This is a genomic window from Acidobacteriota bacterium (assembly GCA_016195325.1).
Classification (GTDB): domain Bacteria; phylum Acidobacteriota; class Polarisedimenticolia; order JACPZX01; family JACPZX01; genus JACPZX01.
This window is the reverse complement of record JACPZX010000108.1, coordinates 1-20,816: the sequence shown is the minus strand read 5'-3', so window position 1 is coordinate 20,816 and position 20,816 is coordinate 1. Positions and strand designations below refer to the sequence as shown.

19 protein-coding genes and 1 pseudogene are annotated in these 20,816 nt (G+C 69.8%); 14 read left to right on the top strand and 6 right to left on the bottom strand.

Translation table 11 applies throughout. The features are described 5' to 3' along the window. Window positions 1-607: D-alanine--D-alanine ligase (locus tag HY049_18505; protein ID MBI3450892.1), on the top strand; the 607-nt coding region annotated here is incomplete at its 5' end. Between the two features lie 55 nt (window positions 608-662). Then, a complete protein-coding gene (locus HY049_18500) occupies window positions 663-1,250 on the top strand; it encodes an HNH endonuclease (protein ID MBI3450891.1) in 588 nt (195 codons plus the stop codon). A gap of 30 nt (window positions 1,251-1,280) precedes the next feature. On the opposite strand, the gene HY049_18495 is transcribed toward HY049_18500, so the two are convergent. Then, a complete protein-coding gene (locus tag HY049_18495) occupies window positions 1,281-1,688 on the bottom strand; it encodes a hypothetical protein (protein ID MBI3450890.1) in 408 nt (135 codons plus the stop codon). 113 nt (window positions 1,689-1,801) lie between these two features. On the opposite strand from HY049_18495, the gene HY049_18490 reads away from it, so the two are divergent. Both HY049_18490 and HY049_18485 read left to right on the top strand, forming a co-directional pair. Continuing rightward, window positions 1,802-2,230, top strand: a complete 429-nt coding sequence (locus HY049_18490) for a rhomboid family intramembrane serine protease (protein MBI3450889.1) — start codon at window positions 1,802-1,804, stop codon at window positions 2,228-2,230. Then, a complete protein-coding gene (locus HY049_18485) occupies window positions 2,158-2,538 on the top strand; it encodes a rhomboid family intramembrane serine protease (protein MBI3450888.1) in 381 nt (126 codons plus the stop codon). Before HY049_18490 ends, HY049_18485 begins: the two co-directional genes overlap by 73 nt. Before the next feature lie 12 nt (window positions 2,539-2,550). On the opposite strand, the gene HY049_18480 is transcribed toward HY049_18485, so the two are convergent. The 3 genes from HY049_18480 to HY049_18470 form a co-directional block, all read right to left on the bottom strand. After that, window positions 2,551-3,339: a hypothetical protein gene (locus HY049_18480; protein ID MBI3450887.1), complete on the bottom strand. Its 789-nt coding sequence runs from the start codon at window positions 3,337-3,339 to the stop codon at window positions 2,551-2,553. A gap of 89 nt (window positions 3,340-3,428) precedes the next feature. Further along, on the bottom strand, window positions 3,429-4,337 hold the full coding sequence (locus HY049_18475) for a hypothetical protein (GenBank protein ID MBI3450886.1): 909 nt from the start codon (window positions 4,335-4,337) through the stop codon (window positions 3,429-3,431). Window positions 4,338-4,350: 13 nt separating this feature from the next. Further along, window positions 4,351-4,671 carry a helix-turn-helix transcriptional regulator gene (locus tag HY049_18470; protein MBI3450885.1) on the bottom strand — a complete coding sequence of 107 codons (321 nt, stop codon included), beginning with the start codon at window positions 4,669-4,671 and terminating at the stop codon, window positions 4,351-4,353. 530 nt (window positions 4,672-5,201) lie between these two features. Here HY049_18470 and HY049_18465 point away from each other — a divergent pair. From HY049_18465 to HY049_18420, 10 genes and pseudogenes are all read left to right on the top strand, one after another. Next, the gene (locus HY049_18465; protein MBI3450884.1) at window positions 5,202-6,212 is read left to right on the top strand and encodes an RNA polymerase sigma factor RpoD/SigA; all 1,011 of its coding nucleotides are present in this window, start codon (window positions 5,202-5,204) and stop codon (window positions 6,210-6,212) included. A 43-nt stretch (window positions 6,213-6,255) separates the two neighbouring features. Then, window positions 6,256-8,718: a response regulator gene (locus HY049_18460; protein MBI3450883.1), complete on the top strand. Its 2,463-nt coding sequence runs from the start codon at window positions 6,256-6,258 to the stop codon at window positions 8,716-8,718. Next, window positions 8,715-9,524, top strand: coding sequence for a DUF547 domain-containing protein (locus HY049_18455; protein ID MBI3450882.1), 810 nt, complete (start codon window positions 8,715-8,717; stop codon window positions 9,522-9,524). The genes HY049_18460 and HY049_18455 overlap by 4 nt, the downstream gene beginning before the upstream one ends. A gap of 79 nt (window positions 9,525-9,603) precedes the next feature. Continuing rightward, entirely contained in the window at window positions 9,604-9,882 is a 279-nt protein-coding gene (locus tag HY049_18450) for a DUF507 family protein (GenBank protein ID MBI3450881.1), read from the top strand. Window positions 9,883-9,892: 10 nt separating this feature from the next. After that, the gene (locus HY049_18445; GenBank protein MBI3450880.1) at window positions 9,893-10,177 is read left to right on the top strand and encodes a DUF507 family protein; all 285 of its coding nucleotides are present in this window, start codon (window positions 9,893-9,895) and stop codon (window positions 10,175-10,177) included. Window positions 10,178-10,212: 35 nt separating this feature from the next. After that, window positions 10,213-11,136: pseudogene (selB, locus tag HY049_18440) on the top strand (selenocysteine-specific translation elongation factor). A gap of 139 nt (window positions 11,137-11,275) precedes the next feature. After that, window positions 11,276-11,998, top strand: a complete 723-nt coding sequence (locus tag HY049_18435; GenBank protein ID MBI3450879.1) for a SelB C-terminal domain-containing protein — start codon at window positions 11,276-11,278, stop codon at window positions 11,996-11,998. Between the two features lie 45 nt (window positions 11,999-12,043). Next, on the top strand, window positions 12,044-12,223 hold the full coding sequence (locus tag HY049_18430; GenBank protein MBI3450878.1) for a twin-arginine translocase TatA/TatE family subunit: 180 nt from the start codon (window positions 12,044-12,046) through the stop codon (window positions 12,221-12,223). A 22-nt stretch (window positions 12,224-12,245) separates the two neighbouring features. Further along, window positions 12,246-13,946, top strand: a complete 1,701-nt coding sequence (locus tag HY049_18425; GenBank protein MBI3450877.1) for a ChaN family lipoprotein — start codon at window positions 12,246-12,248, stop codon at window positions 13,944-13,946. A gap of 719 nt (window positions 13,947-14,665) precedes the next feature. After that, entirely contained in the window at window positions 14,666-15,694 is a 1,029-nt protein-coding gene (locus HY049_18420) for a sigma-54-dependent Fis family transcriptional regulator (protein ID MBI3450876.1), read from the top strand. Between the two features lie 47 nt (window positions 15,695-15,741). Here the strand turns inward: HY049_18420 and HY049_18415 are convergent, their stop codons facing one another. Beyond that, window positions 15,742-16,044 (bottom strand): hypothetical protein, encoded by a 303-nt coding sequence (locus HY049_18415; GenBank protein ID MBI3450875.1) that lies wholly within the window; start codon window positions 16,042-16,044, stop codon window positions 15,742-15,744. 265 nt (window positions 16,045-16,309) lie between these two features. Further along, window positions 16,310-20,816: sigma 54-interacting transcriptional regulator (locus HY049_18410; protein ID MBI3450874.1), on the bottom strand; the 4,507-nt coding region annotated here is incomplete at its 5' end.

Sequence of the window (20,816 nt, the reverse complement as noted above, 5' to 3'; positions counted from 1 at the left end):
GGACGCCGCGGCGGCGGCGGACGAGGCCCTCCGCGCGCTGTCCCTTCCGCTGTTCGTGAAGCCGGCCAACGGCGGCAGCAGCGTCGGCGTGTCCAAGATCAAGAAGGAGTCGGACCTCGCCCCCGCGCTCGTGAAGGCGGCCGCGTACGATCGCAAGGTCGTCGTGGAGGAGGGGGTCGACGCGCGGGAGGTGGAGTGCGCGGTCCTCGGGAACGACGATCCGGAGGCGTCGGTCGTCGGGGAGATCGTCCCATCGCGCGAGTTCTACGATTACGAGGCCAAGTACCTCGACGACGGCTCGGAGCTCATCGTTCCGGCGAAGCTCACGGAGAGCCAGACCGCGGAGGTGCGCAGCCTCGCGGTCGCCGCGTTCCGCGCGCTCGACGCCGCCGGCATGGCGCGGGTCGACTTCTTCGTGCGGCGAAAAGACGGGGCGGTGCTCCTCAACGAGGTCAACACGATACCGGGGTTCACGCCCATCAGCATGTACCCGCGGCTCTGGGCGGCGAGCGGCGTCCCCTTCCCCGAGCTCGTCGAGCGGCTCATCCGGCTGGCGATGGAGCGGCACCGCGATCGGGAGGAGTCGGTGCGCAGCCTGGGGGCTTGACAGACTTTCGCGGACTTATCTAAGTTTTCCTCGAGGTTCGGGAGATCGTCCAAGGGTGCTCGAGTCGAATGTCCTCGTTCTGAACCGCCTCTTCCAGGCGATTCAGGTGACGTCCGTGAGGAAGGCCTTCTGCCTCCTGTACAAGGGGCAGGTCAAGGCGGTCCAGCCCGACTACTCCACGTACACGTGGGAGAACTGGTGCGACATCCCGGTCCAGCCCCACGACGAGGTCATCCACACCCCGGCCGCTCTCATCAAGGTCCCGCGGGTCATCGTGCTCCTGCACTACGACGAGCTGCCGCCGCACGAGGTCCGGTTCACCCGCAAGAACATCTACTTCCGCGACAAGAACCGCTGCCAGTACTGCGGCAGGAAGTTCGCGACGAAGGACCTGAACCTCGACCACGTGATCCCGCTGTCGCGCGGCGGGCGCTCGACCTGGGACAACGTCGTCTGCTGCTGCATCACCTGCAACGCCCGGAAGGGGTCCCACCTCCCGCCGGAGGTCGGCATGGAGCTCCGGAAGGAGCCGAAGAAGCCGCGCTGGCATCCGCTCGTGAAGCTCTCGTTCAACGGCGGCAGGTACGAGGCGTGGAGGAACTTCCTGGATCTCGCGTACTGGAACGTCGAGCTGGGGGAGTAGCCCCGCGGGCCGGGTCGCCCGGCCGGCGGGTCAGCCTTCGAGGTCGCCGACGACGACCTCTCTCACCGCCGTCTGCGGGATGTAGACGATCTCGTTGTTGCTCCTCGGGTCCGCGGGCTTGAAGTAGAAGCCGCGATCCTCGGGCTTGTAGCCGACCGCGCGGCCCATGAGGGTCTCGCCGTCGAGGAACGTCACGCGGACCCCGTCGCCGAGCCGCGGGGAGTCGGGCCCCGCCTCCTTCTTCTCCTTGCGGAGGCGATCTCCGGTGAACGACCGCACGAAGAAGACCGCCTTCACCTCCGCGAGGGGGATGAGCTTCTCCTCCCCTTCGAGGGTCTGCATCAGCATCTGCATCTGGTGGTGAAAGAAGAAGCGCGCGTGTCCCTTCAGGAGGGTGTGGTTCATGAAGTGGACGACGACCTTCTGGGGTTCGCGCACGTGGCATCCCGTGGGCGCGCCCAGAGCCGCGGGCGCGCGTCGCGGGGCGCATCCTATCACGGGTAGTGGGGGCGGGAGCGCTATGGTAGGCTTCGCATCCTTCTGAGGGCGGCATGGCGTCGCGATACGATTCGAGGCAGATCCAGCTCCGTGTGGCGCCCTTCACGCCGGCCGTCCGCGCTCTCGTCATCGCGAACGTCGCGATCCACCTCGTGCAGTTCCTGGCGGGACCCGAGGCGACGTTCAAGATCCAGGATCTCTTCGCCCTCGATCCCGTCCGCGTGCTGCGCCAGTTCTGGCTGTGGCAGCCGATCACGTACATGTTCCTGCACCACACGATCGACATCTGGCATCTCGTCTTCAACATGCTCACGCTCTGGATGTTCGGGGGGGATCTCGAGGTCCGGTGGGGCGCCGCGCGGTTCATGCGGTACTACTTCGTGTGCGGCATCGGCGCGGGGCTGCTCACGTGCCTCGCGAACATCATGCGCAGCGAGCCGTCGGCGACGATCGGCGCCTCGGGGCGATCTTCGGCCTGCTGATCGCCTACGCGATGACGTTTCCCCACCGCGTCACGTATTTCATGGGCCTCTTCCCCATGACGGCGCGCGTGATGGTCGGCCTCTTCGCGCTGCTCCAGCTCTACTTCATCGGCGCCTTCAGCCGGAGCGGCGTCGCCTACTTCGCGCACCTGGGCGGGATGCTCGTCGGGTGGCTCGCCCTGACGGGCTGGTGGGACCCCAGGCGATGGGTCGCGGAGGCCCGCTTCAAGATGCGCCGCCGCCGGTTCCGCGCCCTCGACGACCGGAAAGACGGGGGTGACGACCGCGAGTCGTACCGCTATCACTGAGGGCGGGAATTTTCAGGGGCGGCAGAAGCGCCGGGCGATCTCCACGGCCAGGGAGCGGGCGGTGGCCGGGTCCGATGCGGATCCCATCTCGACGCTCCCCGTCGACCACTTCGAGAGGGTCAGCGTCGCGATATCGAGCTTTTCCCCGGCGACGCGGTAGACCACCGCGGTCTCGCATCCCGCCTCGACCCCGTACGCCGTGAACGCGGCGGGCTTCCCGGGCGCCACGGTCAGGCCGGGGGCGGGCCCGGCAGAGGGAGTCGCCTCCGCGGGCTTCCCCGCGCGCGGCGCGGTGGGCGCCTCGGCCTTCGGAGACGCGGCGGCCTCGCGTTTCGGCGCCGGCGCCTCCGCGGCGAACGGATCGACGGCGTCGCTCACGGGCTGCAGCGTCGAGAGATCGTACGCGCGATGGCGCAGCCCGAACTCCCCCTTCCCCTCGGAGACCTTGAAGACGACGTGGAGGCGGGACGTCGTGTCGAGCGCGACCTCGGGATCGCTCGGCTCCTGCTTTCCCGTGTCGAGGTACGCGATGGCGGTCCACGTTCCCGTGGCGTCCCGCCGGCTCGACGCGAGGGTCAGCTTGCGACCGTCGTGACGATTCCAGACGACGATGAGATCGCCGGTGTCGGGGTCGAGCAGCGCCTGGGGCGCGAGATCCGCGAGGGGATCGGCCGTCTCCGGGATGATCTCCTCCGACGTCCGCCCGTCCTTGAGCCCCTGGCGCACCTTCAGCGCCGAGACGCTCCCCCCGTCCGTCGTGATCGCCGTGACGGCCTCCACGGTGACGAGCCTCCCGCGCATGTCGACGACGGTGGATGCGGCGGAGGCGCAGGAGAATCCGGCGACGAGCAGGACCGGAGCGGCGAGACGGCGCAGGGAAGGCCCCCCTCTCAGGGGAATCGCAGGGCGATGATGTTGCTGACGTCGAACGTGCAGAGGAAATCGCGCAGGAAGGGCAGGTTCGGGTGCATGCTCTGGAGCAGGTAGAAGTAATGATCGCGCCGCGCTTCGTTCCCGCGCAGAAAGTTGATCTCGCCCAGGACGTAGTAGCAGTTCTTGATGATGTCCTTCGCGCCCAGCTCCTCGGCGAGCGCGAGCGCGCGCTCACCCTCGCGCTCCGCCTCCTCGAGCTTCCGGAGCTGCATGTAGCCGAACGAGAGGTCGTGGCAGCAGTCGCAGAGGAGCCGGCGGTTCCCGACCTTCTCTGCGAGCGCGCGCGCCTCCCGGATCTCGCGGATCCCCTCCTCGTGCTTTTCGAGCAGCAGGAGGCAGTACCCGATGTTGTCGCGGAGGATGCCCACGCCGAATTCGTTGAGCCGCGGCTCCTTGAGGCGGATGGCGAGGGCCTTCCGGTACTCCCGGAGCGCCGGCTCGAGCCGGCTCCGGACGAGGTGCAGGTTCCCCATCAGGTTGTGGCAGCGCGCGATCCAGTTGGCGTCGGCGATGGCGCGGCTCTTCTCGTTGGCGAGGCGCGCGTAGAAGCACGCCTTCTGGTACTGGTTCTGGCGCCGCAGGCTGATCGACAGGTTGTACGCCGCGCCGCAGATCGTCTCGTCGTCGCGGCTGCGCAGGATGATCTCCTTGAGCCCCACCGCAGCCTTCTCGTATTCGCCCATCTCGATGAGCGCCATGCTCCGGTTCGCGATCGCCTTGTCGGCGAGCCCGTAGGCGCGCGAGCGCGCGGCCATGGAACGGGCTTCCTCGAACCGGGCCATGGCCGGCTTGAACCGGCTCCGCTTGACGAGGGCGTACCCGGTCCGCATCAGCCGGCGGAACCTGGCGATGCGCTCGGGTGTCACGTGTCGATGCCTCTCAGCGACGTGCGGAGCGAGTCGAGCGCCGGGTCCGGCGCGCCCTCGTTCCCTTGAAGTAGATGAACTCGCGCACCTGCTCGCGCGCGGCGTGGGGGAGCGTCCGGTACATCGAGAGGATCTCCTGCTCGCCCGGCGTGACATCGGCCGTGGTGGTGAGGTGGAAGAACTCTGCGATGTTCATCTCGAATATCTTGAGTATCTTGAAGAGGGATTCGAGGCTGACCTTGTACTCCCCGGTCTCCATCCTGCAGAGGTCCGACTGCTGGATGCCCACGCGCATCGCCAGGTCGGCCTGCGTGAGGGCTCGATCCTTCCTCAACTCGCGGATCCTCTGTCCGACCAGAGGCAACTGGGTCCGCTTCACGATCATCTGATGCTCACCAGCACGCGGCCCGACCGCGCCCCGCCGTCAGGATGTTCGCTTGTTACGCCTGATGCCGTTCTCGGCGCCCTCAATGCTAACACGGCAACAAAGTCCTTGACAGGGTTCCGGGCGGTACATAGTATGAACTTCGCGATTTCCGCAGCAGCGTTGGGTTGCCAGGGGGGAGTCACCAAGACTGGCGGCGCAAGTTGCTGATACATCATTTTTTGGCACCATCAGCTGATTCCGTGCATCCTCGGGGGGGCGATGCCGATGAAGCGACGTTTTGAGCGTCTTTTCCCACCGTCTGGCGCGCCGCTTCTCCGAAACAAGCTCACCCACCTCCCCGGTTCCCCACGATGGTCTCCTGAAAATACAGCGATCTGTAACTACTGTCAACCGAAAGATCGCGGAACTTTCTGTTCCCCTTCAACTTCCATGGCCTCCCCACCCTGCCCGGAGACCGCTTCGTCGAGGTGCGCCTGATGAGCAGACGGGTTGAGAAGGACTCCTGCCTCGCCCGGTACCTTTCTGAAATCGGCAGCTACTCCATCCTCAGCAAGGAACAGGAGATGGAGATCGCGCGTCGGGCGCGGAAGTACAACAGGCCCGATTCCCTGAACCGGCTGGTGGAGTCCAACCTCTCCTTCGTCGTCAAGATCGCGAACGAGTACCGGAATCTCGGCCTCGCCTTCGAGGATCTCCTCAACGAGGGGAACATCGGGCTGATCGAAGCGGCCCAGAGATACGATCACAACAAGGGGACGAAGTTCATCACGTACGCCATCTGGTGGATCCGCAAGTCGATCCTGAAAGCGCTCTCCGAGCAGTCCTCGCTGGTGCGCGTGCCGAACTACCAGATGAAAAAGGTGCGCAAGGTCCGCGACACGGAGCAGAGCCTGGCCCGATCGCTCGGACGCAAGCCCGAAAAAGACGAGCTGTCGCGCGAGCTCGACGCGAGCATCTCCAAGATCGACGAAATCCTCCAGATCAAGCTGCGCGAGATCTCCATCGACGACAAGATCGGGAAGGACAAGGACATCCCGATCTCCGACTACCTCGTGGACAGCCAGTGCATCAATCCCGAGGACGAGCTCTTGAAGACCGAGAGCCGCGACCTCGTCCGCACCGCGCTGCACATGCTCTCCGATCAGGAGCACGCCGTCATCATGAACCGCTTCGGGCTCGCGGGGGGACGCGCGTTCACGCTCAAGGAGATCGGGCAGACGATGGGTCTGAGCCGCGAGAGGATCCGGCAGATCGAAGCGCAGGCCAAGAAGAAGCTCCGGCGCATCTTCGCGCTGCACAGCTTCAAGCCGGCGCCGCTCAAGGGGCCCGTGCGGACGTACGCGCCCCGGAAGTCCCTCGGCCCGAGGCCGGTTCCCGCGATGCGGCAGGCCGCAGAGTCGAGCGAGCGCGGGTCGCGCAACGGCCGTCTCCAGGTGGTTCTCCCGGCGGCGGAGCCGGGCGGCGGGGTCCCCGAAGGCTCCTGGTAGCGGTTTGACTCCCTCTCGGACGGGGAACTAATATCCCCGTCCGATGCCTCCCCAGAGTGAGCCGAGAGGCGCGGACTCCCTGATCCTGAAGCTCGCCGCCGTCCTCGCGTCCAGCCCTCCGGAGCATGCGGCGAGCGCGCTCGCCGCGTCGCTCGAGGAGGCTGTCCCCGGCCTCCGGGCGTTCCTCCTCGCCTTTCGTTCCGACGCCCGCCGCCTCGAGTTCGAGTGGGCCGCGTCGCCCCCTCCGTTTCCGGCGCCGTCCCCCGCGGACGGCCGATCCGCCGCGGTCGCGGCTCTCCGAGGCGCGGGGCCCCTCGAGATTGCCCCCGGGGCGCCGGCCATCTACTCCGAGTCGGCCTACCTCGGCCGCTCGGGACTCTGGTGGTGGCTCGTCCCGCCGGGAGGAGATTCCGCCGGCGCTCTCCTCGCGCTCAGCCACGCCGACCCGGACGCGGTGCGGCGGCACCTTCACGAGATTCGCATCGCCGTCGGCCTCCTGCGCCCCTCCCTCGCCCTCGTCGCGGCGCGGCAGGACCTCGATCGGCGAGTCGGGGCGCGGAGGTCCGAGCTCGAGCTCTTCTACGAGACGAGCCGTGCGCTCGCCCACGCGAAGACCGCCGAGGACGTCGCCCTCGTGCTCTCCGAGAACCTCGCGGGCGAGATCGGGATGGAGGCTCTCGCGCTCCTCCTGACGACCCCCGAGCGGGCCGAGCTCTTCGTCGAGACCCACGGAGACGCCTCGCCGTCGGCGCTCCGCCAGTTCCGGAGGGGCGTGCTCCGCGAGGCCGCGGGGGCGGCGAGCCGGCGGCCCGCGCGCCTCGTCGTCCGCGTGAACCAGTTCAGGAGCCCCCGCCCCTTCGGCCTTCCCGGGCGGGCCCCCTCCCCGGATCCGATCCACATCCATCTGTCGGTCCAGGGGCGGTTCCTGGGGCTGGTCTCGGTGCAGCCCGGCGCCGCGGCGCTTCCCGAGGCCAAGCTCCGGCTCCTCTACACGATCGCGAGCCAGGCGGCGCTGACGCTCGATCGCGTCGCCAAGGTGGAGGCGGCCGGGGTCCTGAAGATCCAGGCGGTCCTCGACTCGATGACGGAGGGGGTCGTCCTCCTTGATCGCCGCCTGAACGTCTCCGTGGCCAACCCGGCGGCGAGGGCGCTCCTGCGCGACATCCAGGGACGCCCCCTCGGCAAGCGGCTGAGGCGGCTGGGCGCCATCGACATCGCGAGCCTGATGGAGTCCGTCGCGGGCGGGTCGGCGCCGATCCCGCAGGAGATCGCCGTCGCCGAGACGGAGAAGTTCTACCAGGTGAGCGCCGCTCCGGTCGCCGGGCTCCGCGGCGCGCCCGAGGGGATCGTCCTCGTCCTCAGCGACGTGACGAAGCAGAGGCGGCTCCTCGACCAGCTCGCGCAGTCGGAGAAGCTGTCGTCCCTCGGGGTGATGATCTCCGGATTCGCGCACGAGCTGAACAATCCGCTCGCGTCCATCACCGGATTCGCGCAGCTCCTCGCCGAGCGCAACCTCGTCGCCGACGTGCAGAAGAAGATCACGGCCATCAACAGCGAGGCGAAGCGCTGCCACCGGATCGTCGAAAACCTGCTGAGGTTCGCGCGCAAGCAGCCGTCCGAGCGGCGGCCGGTCGATCTCAACAGCGTCCTCGGGTCGGTGCTTCAGCTCATGGGCTATCAGCTCCAGTCCGACGGCATCATCGTCGACGTCGATCTCGATCGAAACATGGTCCCGCTCGTCGGGGACTTCCACGCGCTGCAGCAGGTGTTCGTGAACATCATCCACAACGCGCGCCAGGCGATGAAGCAGAAGGGGGGCGGCGGGCTGCTCACGATCGTGACGCGCTCCACCGGCCAGACCTGCTCCGCCGAGATCACCGACACCGGCCCCGGCATCCCGGCGGAGAGCCTCCGGAAGATCTTCGATCCCTTCTTCTCGACCAAGCCCGTGGGAGAGGGGACGGGCCTCGGCCTGAGCATCGCGTACGGCACCGTGCAGGAGCACGGCGGGACGATTCACGCCCGGAGCCGCGTCGGCTCGGGGACGACGTTCGTCATCGAGATCCCCGCCGGGGCTCCCGTCGCGGAAGCGCAGCCGCCGGCGCACGCCGAGGCGATCGAGGCCGGGCCGATCCCGTCGCGCCGCATCCTCGTCGTCGAGGACGAGCTGAGCCTCGCCGACATGATGTGCGAGGCCCTCTCGGCCGAGGGGCACCACGTCGAATCGGCGGCCGACGGCAACGCGGCGCGCGAGATGCTGAGCGGCGCGCGCTACGACCTGATCATCAGCGACATGAAGATGCCGACCATGGGCGGGCGCGAGCTCTACGACACCGTGCTCGAGATGGATCCCGACCTCGCGCGGCGCATCATCTTCTCGACGGGCGACAGCGTCTCGGCGGAGACCCAGGCGTTCTTCCAGAAGATCGGAAACCCGTACCTGACGAAGCCCTTCAACCTCTCGGATCTCTACCGCCTGGTCCACAAGACCCTCCGGGGCTCATGATCGGCGGGCGGCTCCGGCGGCGCGCCCTGTGGGCGCCTGCGGCCGCCGCCCTGGCCGCCGTCCTCGCCGCGGCGTGCCAGGCGCCGGCGCCGGACGCGCCGGAGGCGGCGAGCGATCTCTCCTCACGGCTCGACATCCTCCTCGGGCGCCACGTTCACGACGGGCTCGTGGACTACGCCGCCCTCAAGGCCGATCCCGATCTCGGGAGGTGCCTCGACGTCGCGCGCGCGGCCGAGCCCGATCAGCTCGCCTCGCGCTCCGAGAAGCTCTCGTTCTGGATCAACGCGTACAACCTCGCGGCGCTCGAGGGGGTCGCCGCCGCGTACCCCGTGAGGAGCGTCCGGGAGATCGGCCAGATGGGCCGGTTCACCTTCTTCCGCGGGCTGAAGTTCAGGATGGGGCGCCGCGAGGGTACGCTCGACACGATCCTGCACAAGATCCTCCGGCCGGACTTCCACGAGCCGCGCGTGCACTTCGCGATCGTCGCGGCGAGCCTCGGCGGACCGCGCCTGCGCAACACCTCCTTCCACGGCGCCGCGCTCGAGGAGGAGCTCGACGCCGCGGCGCGGGCCTTCATGGCCGATCCGGGCCGCGTCCGCCTCGATCGCGAGCAGGGGATCCTCTACCTGTCGCAGATCTTCGACTGGTTCGGCGAGGATTTCGACCGGAGCGCGGGCTCGAGGGCCGCCTACGTCGCGCGCTACTTCTCGCCGGAGGACGCGGCGCTCGTGACGCGCGGGTCCGTCGCGATCCGGTACCTCGACTTCGACTGGGCGCTGAACGATTCCACCGCCGCGCGTCCGTGATGCCGCCGGGGCGCCGCACCCCCCTGTGCTAGAATCCTCCGCCGGTCGCCCTGAGCCCAACATCCCCGCGGAGACGCACGTGAAGCTGCCCCGATCGCTCGTCGAGCACATCGGCCACCAGATCGTGAAGGGGCTCGTCCGCGGGAAGGCCGTCGATCTGGACGATCGCGCCGCGCTCACCGAGTCCATGAGCGCCGCCCTCTCCGACGATCTCCAGGTGGAGGACAAGCTCAACGACGAGGTCCGCGAGATCATGAACAACTACGCCGACGAGATGACGCGGACCGGAGTCCAGTACCACGACATGTTCAAGATGATCAAGCAGGAGCTCGTCCGGAAGCGAAAGCTGATCCTGTAGGAGCCGCGCGTTGAAGCTGAGCCATGAGAAGGTCGTCCACCTTTCCCACGTCCTCATCGGCGCGCTCGAGGCGGCTCCCGGCGTGCGGTTGCTGAAGGAGCGGAACGACGTCCGGCTCGACATCCTGACGCTGCTGCGCAACGAGCTCCGCAAGGACGAGGAGATCGAGCGCCGCGTCCGCTCCAAGATCGTCACGCAGAAGCGCACCATTCCCGAGGGGAGCCAGGAGTGGGAGATCCTCTTCCGCAAGTACTACGAGGAGGAGATCGGCAAGCTCCGCGAAATCAGGGAGTGACGCCGGCCGCTCCATCCGCCGCGGCACGTCATGCCATGAAGCACGTCATCGTCGGCACGGCGGGTCACATCGATCACGGCAAGACGGAGCTCGTGCGCGCGCTCACCGGCGTCGACTGCGACCGCCTCGACGAGGAAAAGCGCCGCGGCATCACCATCGACATCGGCTTCGCGCCGCTGAGCCTTCCCGGCGGGACCACCCTCGGCTTCATCGACGTCCCGGGCCACGAGCGCTTCGTGAAGAACATGCTCGCGGGGGCGTCGGGGATCGATCTCGTCGTGCTGGTGGTCTCGGCGGAGGAGTCGATCAAGCCGCAGACGCGCGAGCACTTCGACATCTGCCGGCTCCTCGGCGTTGCGGGGGGGCTCGTCGCTCTCACGAAGCGCGATCTCGCGGACGCCGATCTCCTGGAGCTCGTGGCCCTCGAGGTGCGCGAGCTGGTCCGGGGATCGTTTCTCGAGGGGGCGCCCGTCCTCCCGGTCAGCGCCCGGACCGGCGAGGGGATCCCGGAGCTGCGCGCAGCGCTCGCGGATCTCGCGGGCCGCGTCCGCGCGCGGTCGACGGCGTCGTTCTTCAGGCTCCCGGTCGACCGATCCTTCTCTGTGAAGGGGTTCGGGACGGTCGTCACCGGGACGCTCGTCGCCGGCGACGTGACGGACGGCGCCGAGATCGAGGTCTTCCCCCGGGGCGTGCGCGCGCGGGTCCGGGGCATCCAGGTCCACGGCGCCCACGTCGGCTCAGCCGTCGCCGGGCAGCGGACCGCGCTCAATTTGCAGGGGATCGACGCGGCGGACGTCACGCGCGGCGATCTCCTCGCCCCCGCCGGCTTCGTGAGGCCCTCCTCGCTCCTCGACGTCGATCTGACGCTTCTCCCGTCGGCCCCGGCGCCGCTCAAGGATCTGTCGCGCGTGCGGTTCCACCAGGGGACCACCGAGATCCTGGCGCGCGTGAAGCTGGTGGGCGCCGCCCCGATCGCGCCGGGGGGACGCGCCTTCGCGCAGCTCCGCCTCGACGACGCTCCTCGCGTCGGGGCCGCCTGCCGTCGCGCTCCACGCGCTCCAGGGGGCGCCCGGCGGCCTGACCCCGGAGGACCTCGTCGTGCGCACCGGGCTGACCCCGGAGGCGATCGGCGGCGTCATGAAGTCCCTCGTCGGCGCGGGGAGCGCCGTGGCGCTCGGCGATCGGGCGCCGGTGTACCTCGACGCGGGCGGGCTCGTCCGGCACCGGGAGCGCGTGCGCGAGGTGCTCGCGGGGCACCATCGGGAGCACCCGCTGATGATGGGGCTCGGGCGCGAGGAGCTGCGGGAGCGCGCCCTGCCGGGGGTGGCGCCCGACGTCGCCCGCCTCGTCCTCGACCGGCTCGCCGCGGCGCGCGACATCAGGCTGGAGAAGGAGCTCGCGGCCCTTCCGGGGCACTCGGTCGCCGTGGCGGGGGAGGACGAGGAGCTCATGCTGGTCGTCGAAACGTCGTTCCGCGAGGCCGGGCTGAACCCACCCACTCTCGAGGAGGTCGTCGCCGCCCGGCGCCTCCATGCAGCCAGGGCCCAAAGGATCTATCATCTGTTGCTGTCACGCGGGCAGCTGGTCAGAATCAGGGATGGAACGGTCTATCACGCGGACGCCGTCGCACGGCTGAAAGAGTCCCTCTGGAAGCTGCGCGAGGAGCGGGCGATCATCGACGTCGCCGCCTTCAAGGAGCTGACCGGAACGTCGCGGAAGAACGCGATACCGCTCCTGGAGCACCTCGACGCCGAGCGGGTGACGCGGCGGCGCGGGAACGACAGGGAGATCCTTCCGCCGCCGGGGGCCGCGACGCCGTGAGGCGGGCGCCGTCCCGGCGGAAGGCATGAATGAAGGAGTGAGACGATGGGAAGGATCGGCTGGCAGGAGCTCCTGTTTCTCGGGATGATTCTCATGGTGCTGTTCGGCGCTCAGAAGCTTCCGGCGATTGGCCGCGGCATGGGTGAGGGGATCCGCGAGTTCAAGAAGGCCATGAAGGGCGACGAGCCGGAGTCGAAGGGCGATACCGAAAAGAAGCCCGGCTGAGCCGCTGAGCGCAAGCCCCCGCGTGCCCGCGTCCGAGACGCTCGCCCAGATCGCCGTCGCGCGCCGCGCCGTGGCCCGGCTCCGGGGTGAGATCCACCGCGTCGACGGCGCTTCCCGCGGCGGTTACGTCCGCACGTACCATCGCGAGTTCCCCCACCTCCAGACCCTCTCGAGCTTCGACGATCTGGTCGTCGCCTGCTTCAAGGCCGACATCATCTACGTCGGCGACTTCCACGCCCTCCCCGCGAGCCAGCACTTCGCTGCGCGCCTTCTCCACGAGGTCTTCGCGCGATCCCGCCGCGGCGTGCTGGCGATGGAGATGGTCTACGGCCGGCACCAGGCGATCCTCGACGCGTGGATGGAAGGGAAGCTCTCCGACGCCGACTTCCTGAGGCGCACGCGCTACGAGCAGGAGTGGGGGTACGACTGGAACGCCTTCCGCTCGATCCTCGAGACCGCCCGCCGGCGCGGCGTGCCCGCGTACGGCATCGACAGCGCGCCGCGCGCCGGGATCCGACGGCTCAGGCAGCGCGACCGGTACATGGCGGCCCGGATCGCCGACATCTATGCCGCGCGCCCCGACGCCAAGGTCGTGGTGATCGTGGGGGAGTCGCACCTCGCGACGAGCCACCTTCCGGTCGCCGTGAGGGAGGAGCTCGCGAGTCGCAACCTCGAGCGCCGGTCCATCCGGGTGCTGCAGAACCTGGAGGAGGTCTACTGGGATCTCGTGGCGCGCGGGCACGAGCACGCCGACACGGTCACGGTCGGGCGCAACGTCTTCTGCGTCTTCAACACCTCCCCGATCGAGAAGTACGAGGCGTACCGCCACACCATCGAGCGCTGGAACCAGGATCGCCCCGACGACACGGAGCTCGATCTGACGGCGAGCGTCCACACCGTCGTCGACGCCATCCTCTCCTTCCTCGGGATCGACAAGTACCGCAAGCGGCGCCCCCTCGAGAAGAGGGGCGCGGCCGCGACCGATGGCTTCCTCGTCGACGCCTACCCCGAGGTCTACGCGAGCGCCGACCTCGCGGGCCTCGAGCGGCTGCTCCGCGCGGAGAAGCTGCCCAGGCGCGATCTCCGGGAGATCTCCGAGCACATCCGCCGGAACGGCTCGTGCTACATCCCGCGGATCAACGCGATCTACCTGGGGGCCTTCAACCTGGTCCACGCGGGGGAGGAGGCGGCGCACTTCGTCAACCACGCGCTCCGGGGCGACGCCGGGACGGTCCCGGCCCCGCCCGCCTCGCGCGCCGACGCCTTCTACGCGGCGGTGATGGAGGAAGCGCTCGGCTTCTTCGGCTCGAAGGTCATCGACCCGTCGCGGAATCACTTCTTCGAGACGGAGTTCTACCGGTTCTACCGCAAGTCGCGCGACGTGGTCGAGCGCGAGACCGGCTACCGGTACGAGGAGTTCTGCGAGATCATCGACTTCATCCTGCTGCACAAGAAGTTCGAGAGAGGGTACGCGCACTACGACGAGATCCCCCCCCAGCTCCTCGCCGGCATCCGCACCGCGGATCGCGCGCGCTTCAGCGTCCTGACGCACGAGCTGGGGTACTTCCTGGGGCAGCAGATCTACGACGGGTACCAGGAGGGATCGCTCCGGCGCGCCGAGATCCTGCGCCTCTTCGAGAGGCGCTTCACGGCGCAGGGGGAGGCGCTGACGGCGTACCTCGATCTCACCGAGCGGCTTCCCGGAGGCGTCGCGGCCGCCTGAAAAGAGTGAAGCCCGGGACGACCAACGCCGTCCCGGGCTTCGTCGCCCCCCGCGAAGGAAGAGGTTGGGGGTGCCGCCCTCCTCCAGAGTCTGCAGCCTCGCAAGGGTGCGGCGGTGTGTCTCGTCCTGGGAACCGCCGCAACTGGGAGCTTGTCTCGCGGGCGTCTCCGGCCAGCCGGAACCCGCGAATGCCCCGAGAACAGCAACCGGGGTGCCAGCGTCACGAAGGTCGACGGCTCGAAACCCTTGTGCAGCGTGCGTTCTGGTGAACCGCGCGACCCGTCGAGGGAGACGCGATGGGCCGGCTCTCATCCTGAGAGCGCGGGGCGCCACGCGCGCGAGCGCCCGAAATACGCCGCGGCGCTTGAGATCCCGCAAGCTCGAATGCGCTGCCGCGCGACGGCTCGCTCGGCCGTCTCATGATGAGAGAGAGGCCGTGTCGCACCGCCTGTCACATGGGTCGGGTCGCCTCACGTCGCGCGCGGGACTCTCGCGAGCGTCGCCGTTGTCGGCGCGATCGCCCATCTGCCTCCTCCCGTGCGATCGCCCCCGCAACGCCTTGAGCATCCGGAGGTTCGCCCGAAACCCACGCCGGGTGCGGGCTTCCGGCGCGCCCGTGGCATCTCCGTTGCTGGTCGGGATGGGACTCTGTCAGGGGCGCCCCGCGACGACGCACGGTCGGGGGCGGGGACCGGCCGCGGGGGGCGTCGTGGAGGAGAATGCACGAGCAGAGACCGCACCGGGGGTACCCGTCTGAGCTCGACCGGACGCTGATTGGACCCGGCGTCGCGATGCAGCGGCTCAAGGAGCTGATCTCACGCGTCGCGCAGAGCCGATCGAACGTCCTCATCCAGGGGGAGAGCGGCACCGGCAAGGAGGTCGTCGCCCGCTCCATCCACTCCCTCTCCTCACGCGCGGCGATGGCCTTCATCGCGGAGAACTGCGCGGCGCTTCCCGAAGGGGTGGTCGAGAGCGAGCTCTTCGGCCACGTGCGGGGGGCCTTCACCGGAGCGGACCGCGATCGTCCCGGCCTGATCGCCCTCGCCGACGGAGGGACTCTCTTCCTCGACGAAGTCGGAGACCTGCCGCCGAGAATCCAGGCCAAGCTGCTCCGGGTCATCCAGGAAGGGGAGTTCCGCCCGGTGGGAGGGCGCGAGCTGCGCCGCTCGGACTTCAGGGTCGTCGCCGCGACCCACCGCGACCTGCGCGCGATGGTCGAGCGCGGGGAGTTCCGGGAGGACCTCTACTACCGGCTCAACGTCGTGGGGCTCAGCGTCCCCGCCCTTCGCGAGCGCCTCGAGGACATCCCGCACCTCGTGGAGCACGTCCTCTCGCGCCTCCGCCCGGCGGTCTCGAAGGCCGGCGTCTCACGCGAGGCGATGGAGATGCTCCTGAGGTACGCCTGGCCGGGAAACGTCCGCGAGCTGCAGAACGTGCTGGAAGGGGGGCTCGTCCTCTCCGGCGGCTCGATCCTCGGGGTGGCCGAGCTTCCCGAGCGCATCGTGGACAACGCGCTCGCGGAGCCCGATCCCCGGGATCCCGGCGACGATCGGGAGAGCCCGCGGGAGCGGGTGATGATCGAGCTGGCCCTGACGCGTTTTCAGGGGGACAAGACGAGGGCCGCCGAGTACATCGGATGGAGCCGGCCGCGGCTGTACCGGCGCATGCGCCACCACGGCATCGCGATCGGGTTCGGCGGATCCCCCGAACGCAAGAAGGGCGCCCCTGGAGGAGCGCCCTTCAGTTGAGGAGGGTTTTGAGAGCGGCGCCCTCCCCAGGGGGTCCGTGGTTGAGGTTAGAGCTTGCAGCCGAAGAAGCAGCCGCCCAAGCCCTGAACCTTCGCGTGACCGTTGACCGAGAGATCGCCACGGTTGGACCACGCGGCCTTCAGCGAGGAGGCGACGTCGCTCGGCAGGAACCAGCGGAGCGAGTCGATGATGAAGGCGGTCGCCGAGCCTCCCTTGACGACGGGAGCGTGGGCGGCCTGAGGACGGCAGCCGAACACGCAGCCACCGAGACCGGCGTGCGCCGGCTGGACGCTGACCACTGCCACCACGAGCACCGCGAGCACGAGAGCCGAAATCCTGCGAGCGAACATCTTGCACCCCCATTCACTTCTGTCATCCCGGTCGGCTTGTGCCTTCCGGTGAGTTGTTGCTGTCGTCCTTCTCTTGAGCAACGGGAGTGCCAGCCTTGTCGGGAGCCTCTTTCGAAAGGTGTTAGACATTTGAATTCAACAGCTTGGACCATGGCATGGGGCCGGGCGGCTTCGAGGTGAGGAGCGATCACGGTCTCATCGTGAGACGGAAACGACGGGGGAGAGGCTCGCGACGAGACGGCGCGTCTCAGTCCGAGAGGCGGCGTCAGTCCGAGAGGCCGTACTCGCGAAGCTTGCGGTAGATCGTCGCGCGCGAGATTCCGAGAAGGGTCGCGGCGCGGGCACGATTCCCCCCCGACTCGGCGAGGGCCCGCTCGATCTGCTTCTTCTCGAGCGTGTCGAGGCTCTGGAAGGCCCCCCCGGCCTCCTCGAGCCGGGTGAGCTTTTCGAGGAGCTCGCGGTGCTGGACGAGGTCCTGCTGCGTGATGACCGGCGCGGCCGTCAGGACCGAGAGCTTCATGATCTCGTTCTCCAGCTCGCGCACGTTCCCCGGCCAGTCGTACCTCAGAAGGAGCTGCAGCGCCGAGATGTCCATCCGCTTCCTCGGGGCCGATGACGCCTCGGCCGCGCGGGTCAGGAAGTGCTCCACGAGGAGCGGGATGTCCTCCTTGCGCTCGCGCAGGGCGGGGATGTTGATGCGCACCACGTTGAGGCGGTAGAAGAGATCCTCGCGGAAGGTCCCCGCCTTCATCATGGCGTCGAGATCGCGGTGCGTCGCCGAGACGATCCGCACGTCGACCTTGATGGCGTTCTTCCCGCCGACGGGGCGGATCTCCCCCTCTTGCAGCGCGCGAAGGACCTTGGCCTGGAGAGGCAGCGACATGTCGCCGATCTCGTCGAGGAAGAGGGTGCCGCCGTCGGCGAGCTCGAAGACCCCCTTGCGATCGCGATCCGCGCCGGTGAAGGCCCCGCGCATGTGGCCGAAGAGCTCGCTTTCGAGAAGCGTCTCGGGGATCGCCGCCACGTTCTCGCTCAGGAACTTCCGCTCGCGCCGCGGGCCGGTGAAGTGGATCGCGCGCGCCACCAGCTCCTTGCCCGTCCCCGACTCGCCCGCGATCAGGACGGGAAGCGCGCTGGCGGAGACCTTGTCGAGGAGGTCGTAGACGGCCTGCATCCTCACCGTCTTGCCGATGAGGTGCTGGTAGCTCGTCCGCTTCGCCGCCGCCTTGCGGAGATCCTGGACCTCCCGGACGAGAGAGACGTTCTCGGTGGCGAGCTGCGAGTTCAGGCGCGACATCTCGAGGGCCGCGGCCGCGAGGTTCGCGAAGGCCTTGAGGAACTCCACCTGCTCGTCGGGGAAGGCCGTCCCGGGCGTCCGCGAGTCGAGGTAGACGGTGCCGATCACGCGGCTCCCGATGCGCATCGGGATGCACGCCAGCGACTGGATCCGGAAGAGGCTCACGCTCTTCGAGTGGTGCGTCCGATCGTCGGCGTCGGCGTTGAGGGTGATGAGCGTGCGGGCCTGGGCCGCCTCGCGCACGACGCTCCGGCTGTACTCCAGCGCGTCGGCCATCGTCTCAGGCTCGACCCCCCGCGCGGCGCGGACCTCCTGCCGATCGCCGTCGAGGAGGATGATGAGCCCCCGCTCGGCGCGGACGATCTCGAGCGCGAGGTCGAGGACGCTCGCGAGCATCTCGTCGGTGTCCGAGGAGGCCGTGATGAGCTCCGAGATCCGGTAGATTGCCGCGAGCGAGCCGCCGACGAGAGGGCGCATCCCCTGCGTCTTCCCCGACGCCGCGAGAAGCGCCGCGCGATCGCCGAGGCCGACGTAGCGCGCGCGCCACTCGCCGTCCGAGATGCGCTCGGCGAGCGCCGCGATGATCCCCGCCGCCTCGTCCCGGTCCGCGCGGGCCGCCGCCGCGTCCACCCCCCTGAGCAACGCCCGGAAGGCGAGGGCGCGCCAGCGGATCTCGTCGTGCTTCCCCGGCGGGAGGACCCGGATCGCCTCGTCCACCGCCTCGCACGCGGCGGGGGCGTCGTTCCCGGCCAAGACCGCCGTCGCCTGGAGGAGGAGCGCCTGCGCCTCCTCGGGGCCGAGGCTCGCCCCCCTCGCGACGTCGAGCATCTCCCGCGCCGCCCCCGCGGCGTCGACGAGGGCGCCGGTGGCGAGGTGCACGCGCGCCGTCGCCTCGAGGAGGCGCGCGCGCGCCCTCGGCGGCAGGTCGCCGCCGGGAAGGCGCGAGGCGCGCTTCGCCGCGTCGCGGGCCGCGTCGGCGTCGCCGGCGACGGCCCGATCGAGGGCGAGGGAGGCGAGGGCGAAGGCCTCCTGCACCGCGTCGCCCGCCCGCCGCGCGCGCTCGAGCGCCTGCGCGTGCCGCTCGGCGGCGCCGTCGGCGTCCCCCACGGTGCGGAGGGCCGCCCCCCAGCCGTCGAGAGCGTTCGAGGCGCGCCCCTCGTCGCCGATGCGGATGGCGACGCCGGCCGCCTCCTCGAAGGATCGGATGGCGAGATCGTGCGCGCCGCGGGCGGCGAGCGCCGCGCCCAAATTGATGCGCGATTCGACGAGGGAGGGGAGATCGCCGAGGGACTTCGAGATCGTCACGCACTCGTCGAGGACCGGGATCGCCTCCTCGAGCCGCCCCGCCTCCACGAGGAAAAGGCCGAGGTTGCTCGAGGCCTCGAGCTCGCCGTGCGCGTCGGAGATTTCGCGCCGCAGCTCGATGGAGCGCCGCTGGATGGCGATCGCCTCGTCGTGGCGGCCGCCGACGAACTCGAGGTTCGCGAGGTTGTTGAGCGCCGCGGCGAGGGTGCGCGGGTTCCCCGCGCGCTGCGCGGCGTCGAGGGCGCGGCGCTGCGTCTCCATCGCCCGGTCCATGCGCCCCGTCCGGGCAAAGACCCCCGACAGGATGCTCTCGCCGCGCGCGAGGAGGATCAGATCCCCGGTGGCCGCCTGCAGCTCGAGGGCCCGCTCGACCTCGCGCACCGCCTCGTCGGGGCGCCCGCGCGCCATGAGCGTGGAGGCCTTCTCGAGGCGGGCGAGGGCGGCGAGATCGCGCCGCGAGGCCTGCATCGCCGCGCGAAGCGCCTGCTCGAAGGTCTCGAGCGCCTGGGCGTCGCGGCCCAGCTCGCGCTCGATCATGCCGAGGCTCCTCAGGATCTCGGATCGCTCGGCGTGGGAGCCCGACGGGATCAGCTCGAGGGCCTGGCGGTAGAAGCCCACGCTTTCCGCCCCCGCGCCGACGCTGCGGCTCCGGCGGGCCGCCTCGAGGGCGTACGAGAGGCCGATCTCCGCGTCCCCCGACTCGATGAAGTGGCGCGCCAGCTCCTCGAACCGCACCGGCGCCCCGGCGTCTGCGCGCGCGCGCAGCGCCGAGGCCAGCGCGCCGTGGAGCGAGCGTTTCCGGTCCCAGTCGAGACCGTCGTAGACGTGCTCGCGGACGCGCGCGCTCCCGACGAAGTAGACGGGCTCGGCGCCGATCTGCTCGCCGGCGAGGCCGCGCGATCGGAGCGCCGCGAGGGCCGTGTCGAGCGCCGCGTCGGCGAGCCCCGAGACGTCGCGCAGCAAGGCGCGCTCGGCCGGCCGCCCCGCCGAGGCGAGCGCCTCGAGGACGCACCGCTCGTCGTCGCCGAGCCGCGAGAGGCGCCTCCGGATCGCGTCCCCCACGCCCGCCGGAAACGAGATCGTCGTCAGCGCGTCGACGTCGGCGCGGAAGGAGAGGCCGAGGCGCGAGATCGTGCCGTCCTCCATCAGCGATCGAACCGCCTCTTCGATGAACGAGGGGTTCCCCGACGTCTCGCGCTGCACGAGCGCGACGAGAGGCTCCGGGGCCTCGGCGAGGCCGAGCATCCCCTGGAGGAGGGCTGCGGTGAGCGGCGCGTCGAGCGGGCCGAGCGCGATCTCCTCGACGCGCGCGTGGCGCCTCAACCGCGCGAGGGAGGCGCCGAGGGCGGGGGAGTCCATCTCCTCGATCCGGCAGGCGAGCACGATGAGAAGGGGCGGGGCGTCGTCGCCGGCGCCGCGAGCGAGCGCCTCGCAGACCGAAAGGGTTCCCGCGTCGGCCAGGTGTGCGTCGTCGAGGAAGAGGGCGGTCGGCGTCTCCGCCGCGCGCGCGAGGATTGCCGACGCCGCGGCGTCCACGGTGCGCACGCGCGACGTCTCGGTGGAGGCGGTCGCGTCGGGTGCCGATCCGAGGTCGAGAGGCTCCGCGCCGAGGAGGGCGAGCGCCTCGACGACGGGCTGGAAGGCGGGCATGCCGGGGCGGCACGCGACCCCCGCCGCGAGCTTCCCGTGAACCTGCGCGTGGCGCCGCGCCTCCGACAGGAACCGCGTCTTCCCCACGCCGGCCTCGCCGGTGACGAGGGCGAGGAGGCCGCCGCGCGGGCGATCGACGAGGGCGGTGAGGCGGGCGAGCTCCGCCTCGCGGCCGACGAGCGGCGCCCAGGTCGCGTAGGCGACCCCCGTCTCGGCCGTCTCGATCGGATGGCGACGCCCCGTCGCGCGGTTGATCGCCTGGAGCGTCTCGGCCGCGCTCGCGAAGCGCTGCGACGGCTCCTTGGACAGAAGTCTCAGGATGATCGCGGAGAGGGCCGGTTCGAGGAGGGGCCTGAGAGGCGCCGCCGCCCCGGTCGGAGCGGCCGACGCGGGCGCCGTCGGCTCCAGCTCGAGGTGCCCGCGGACGATCTCCTTGCCGGACCCCTCGAACGGGCAGCGCCCCGTCGTGAGCTGGTAGAGCATCACGCCGAGGGCGTACAGATCGCTGCGGCCGTCGATG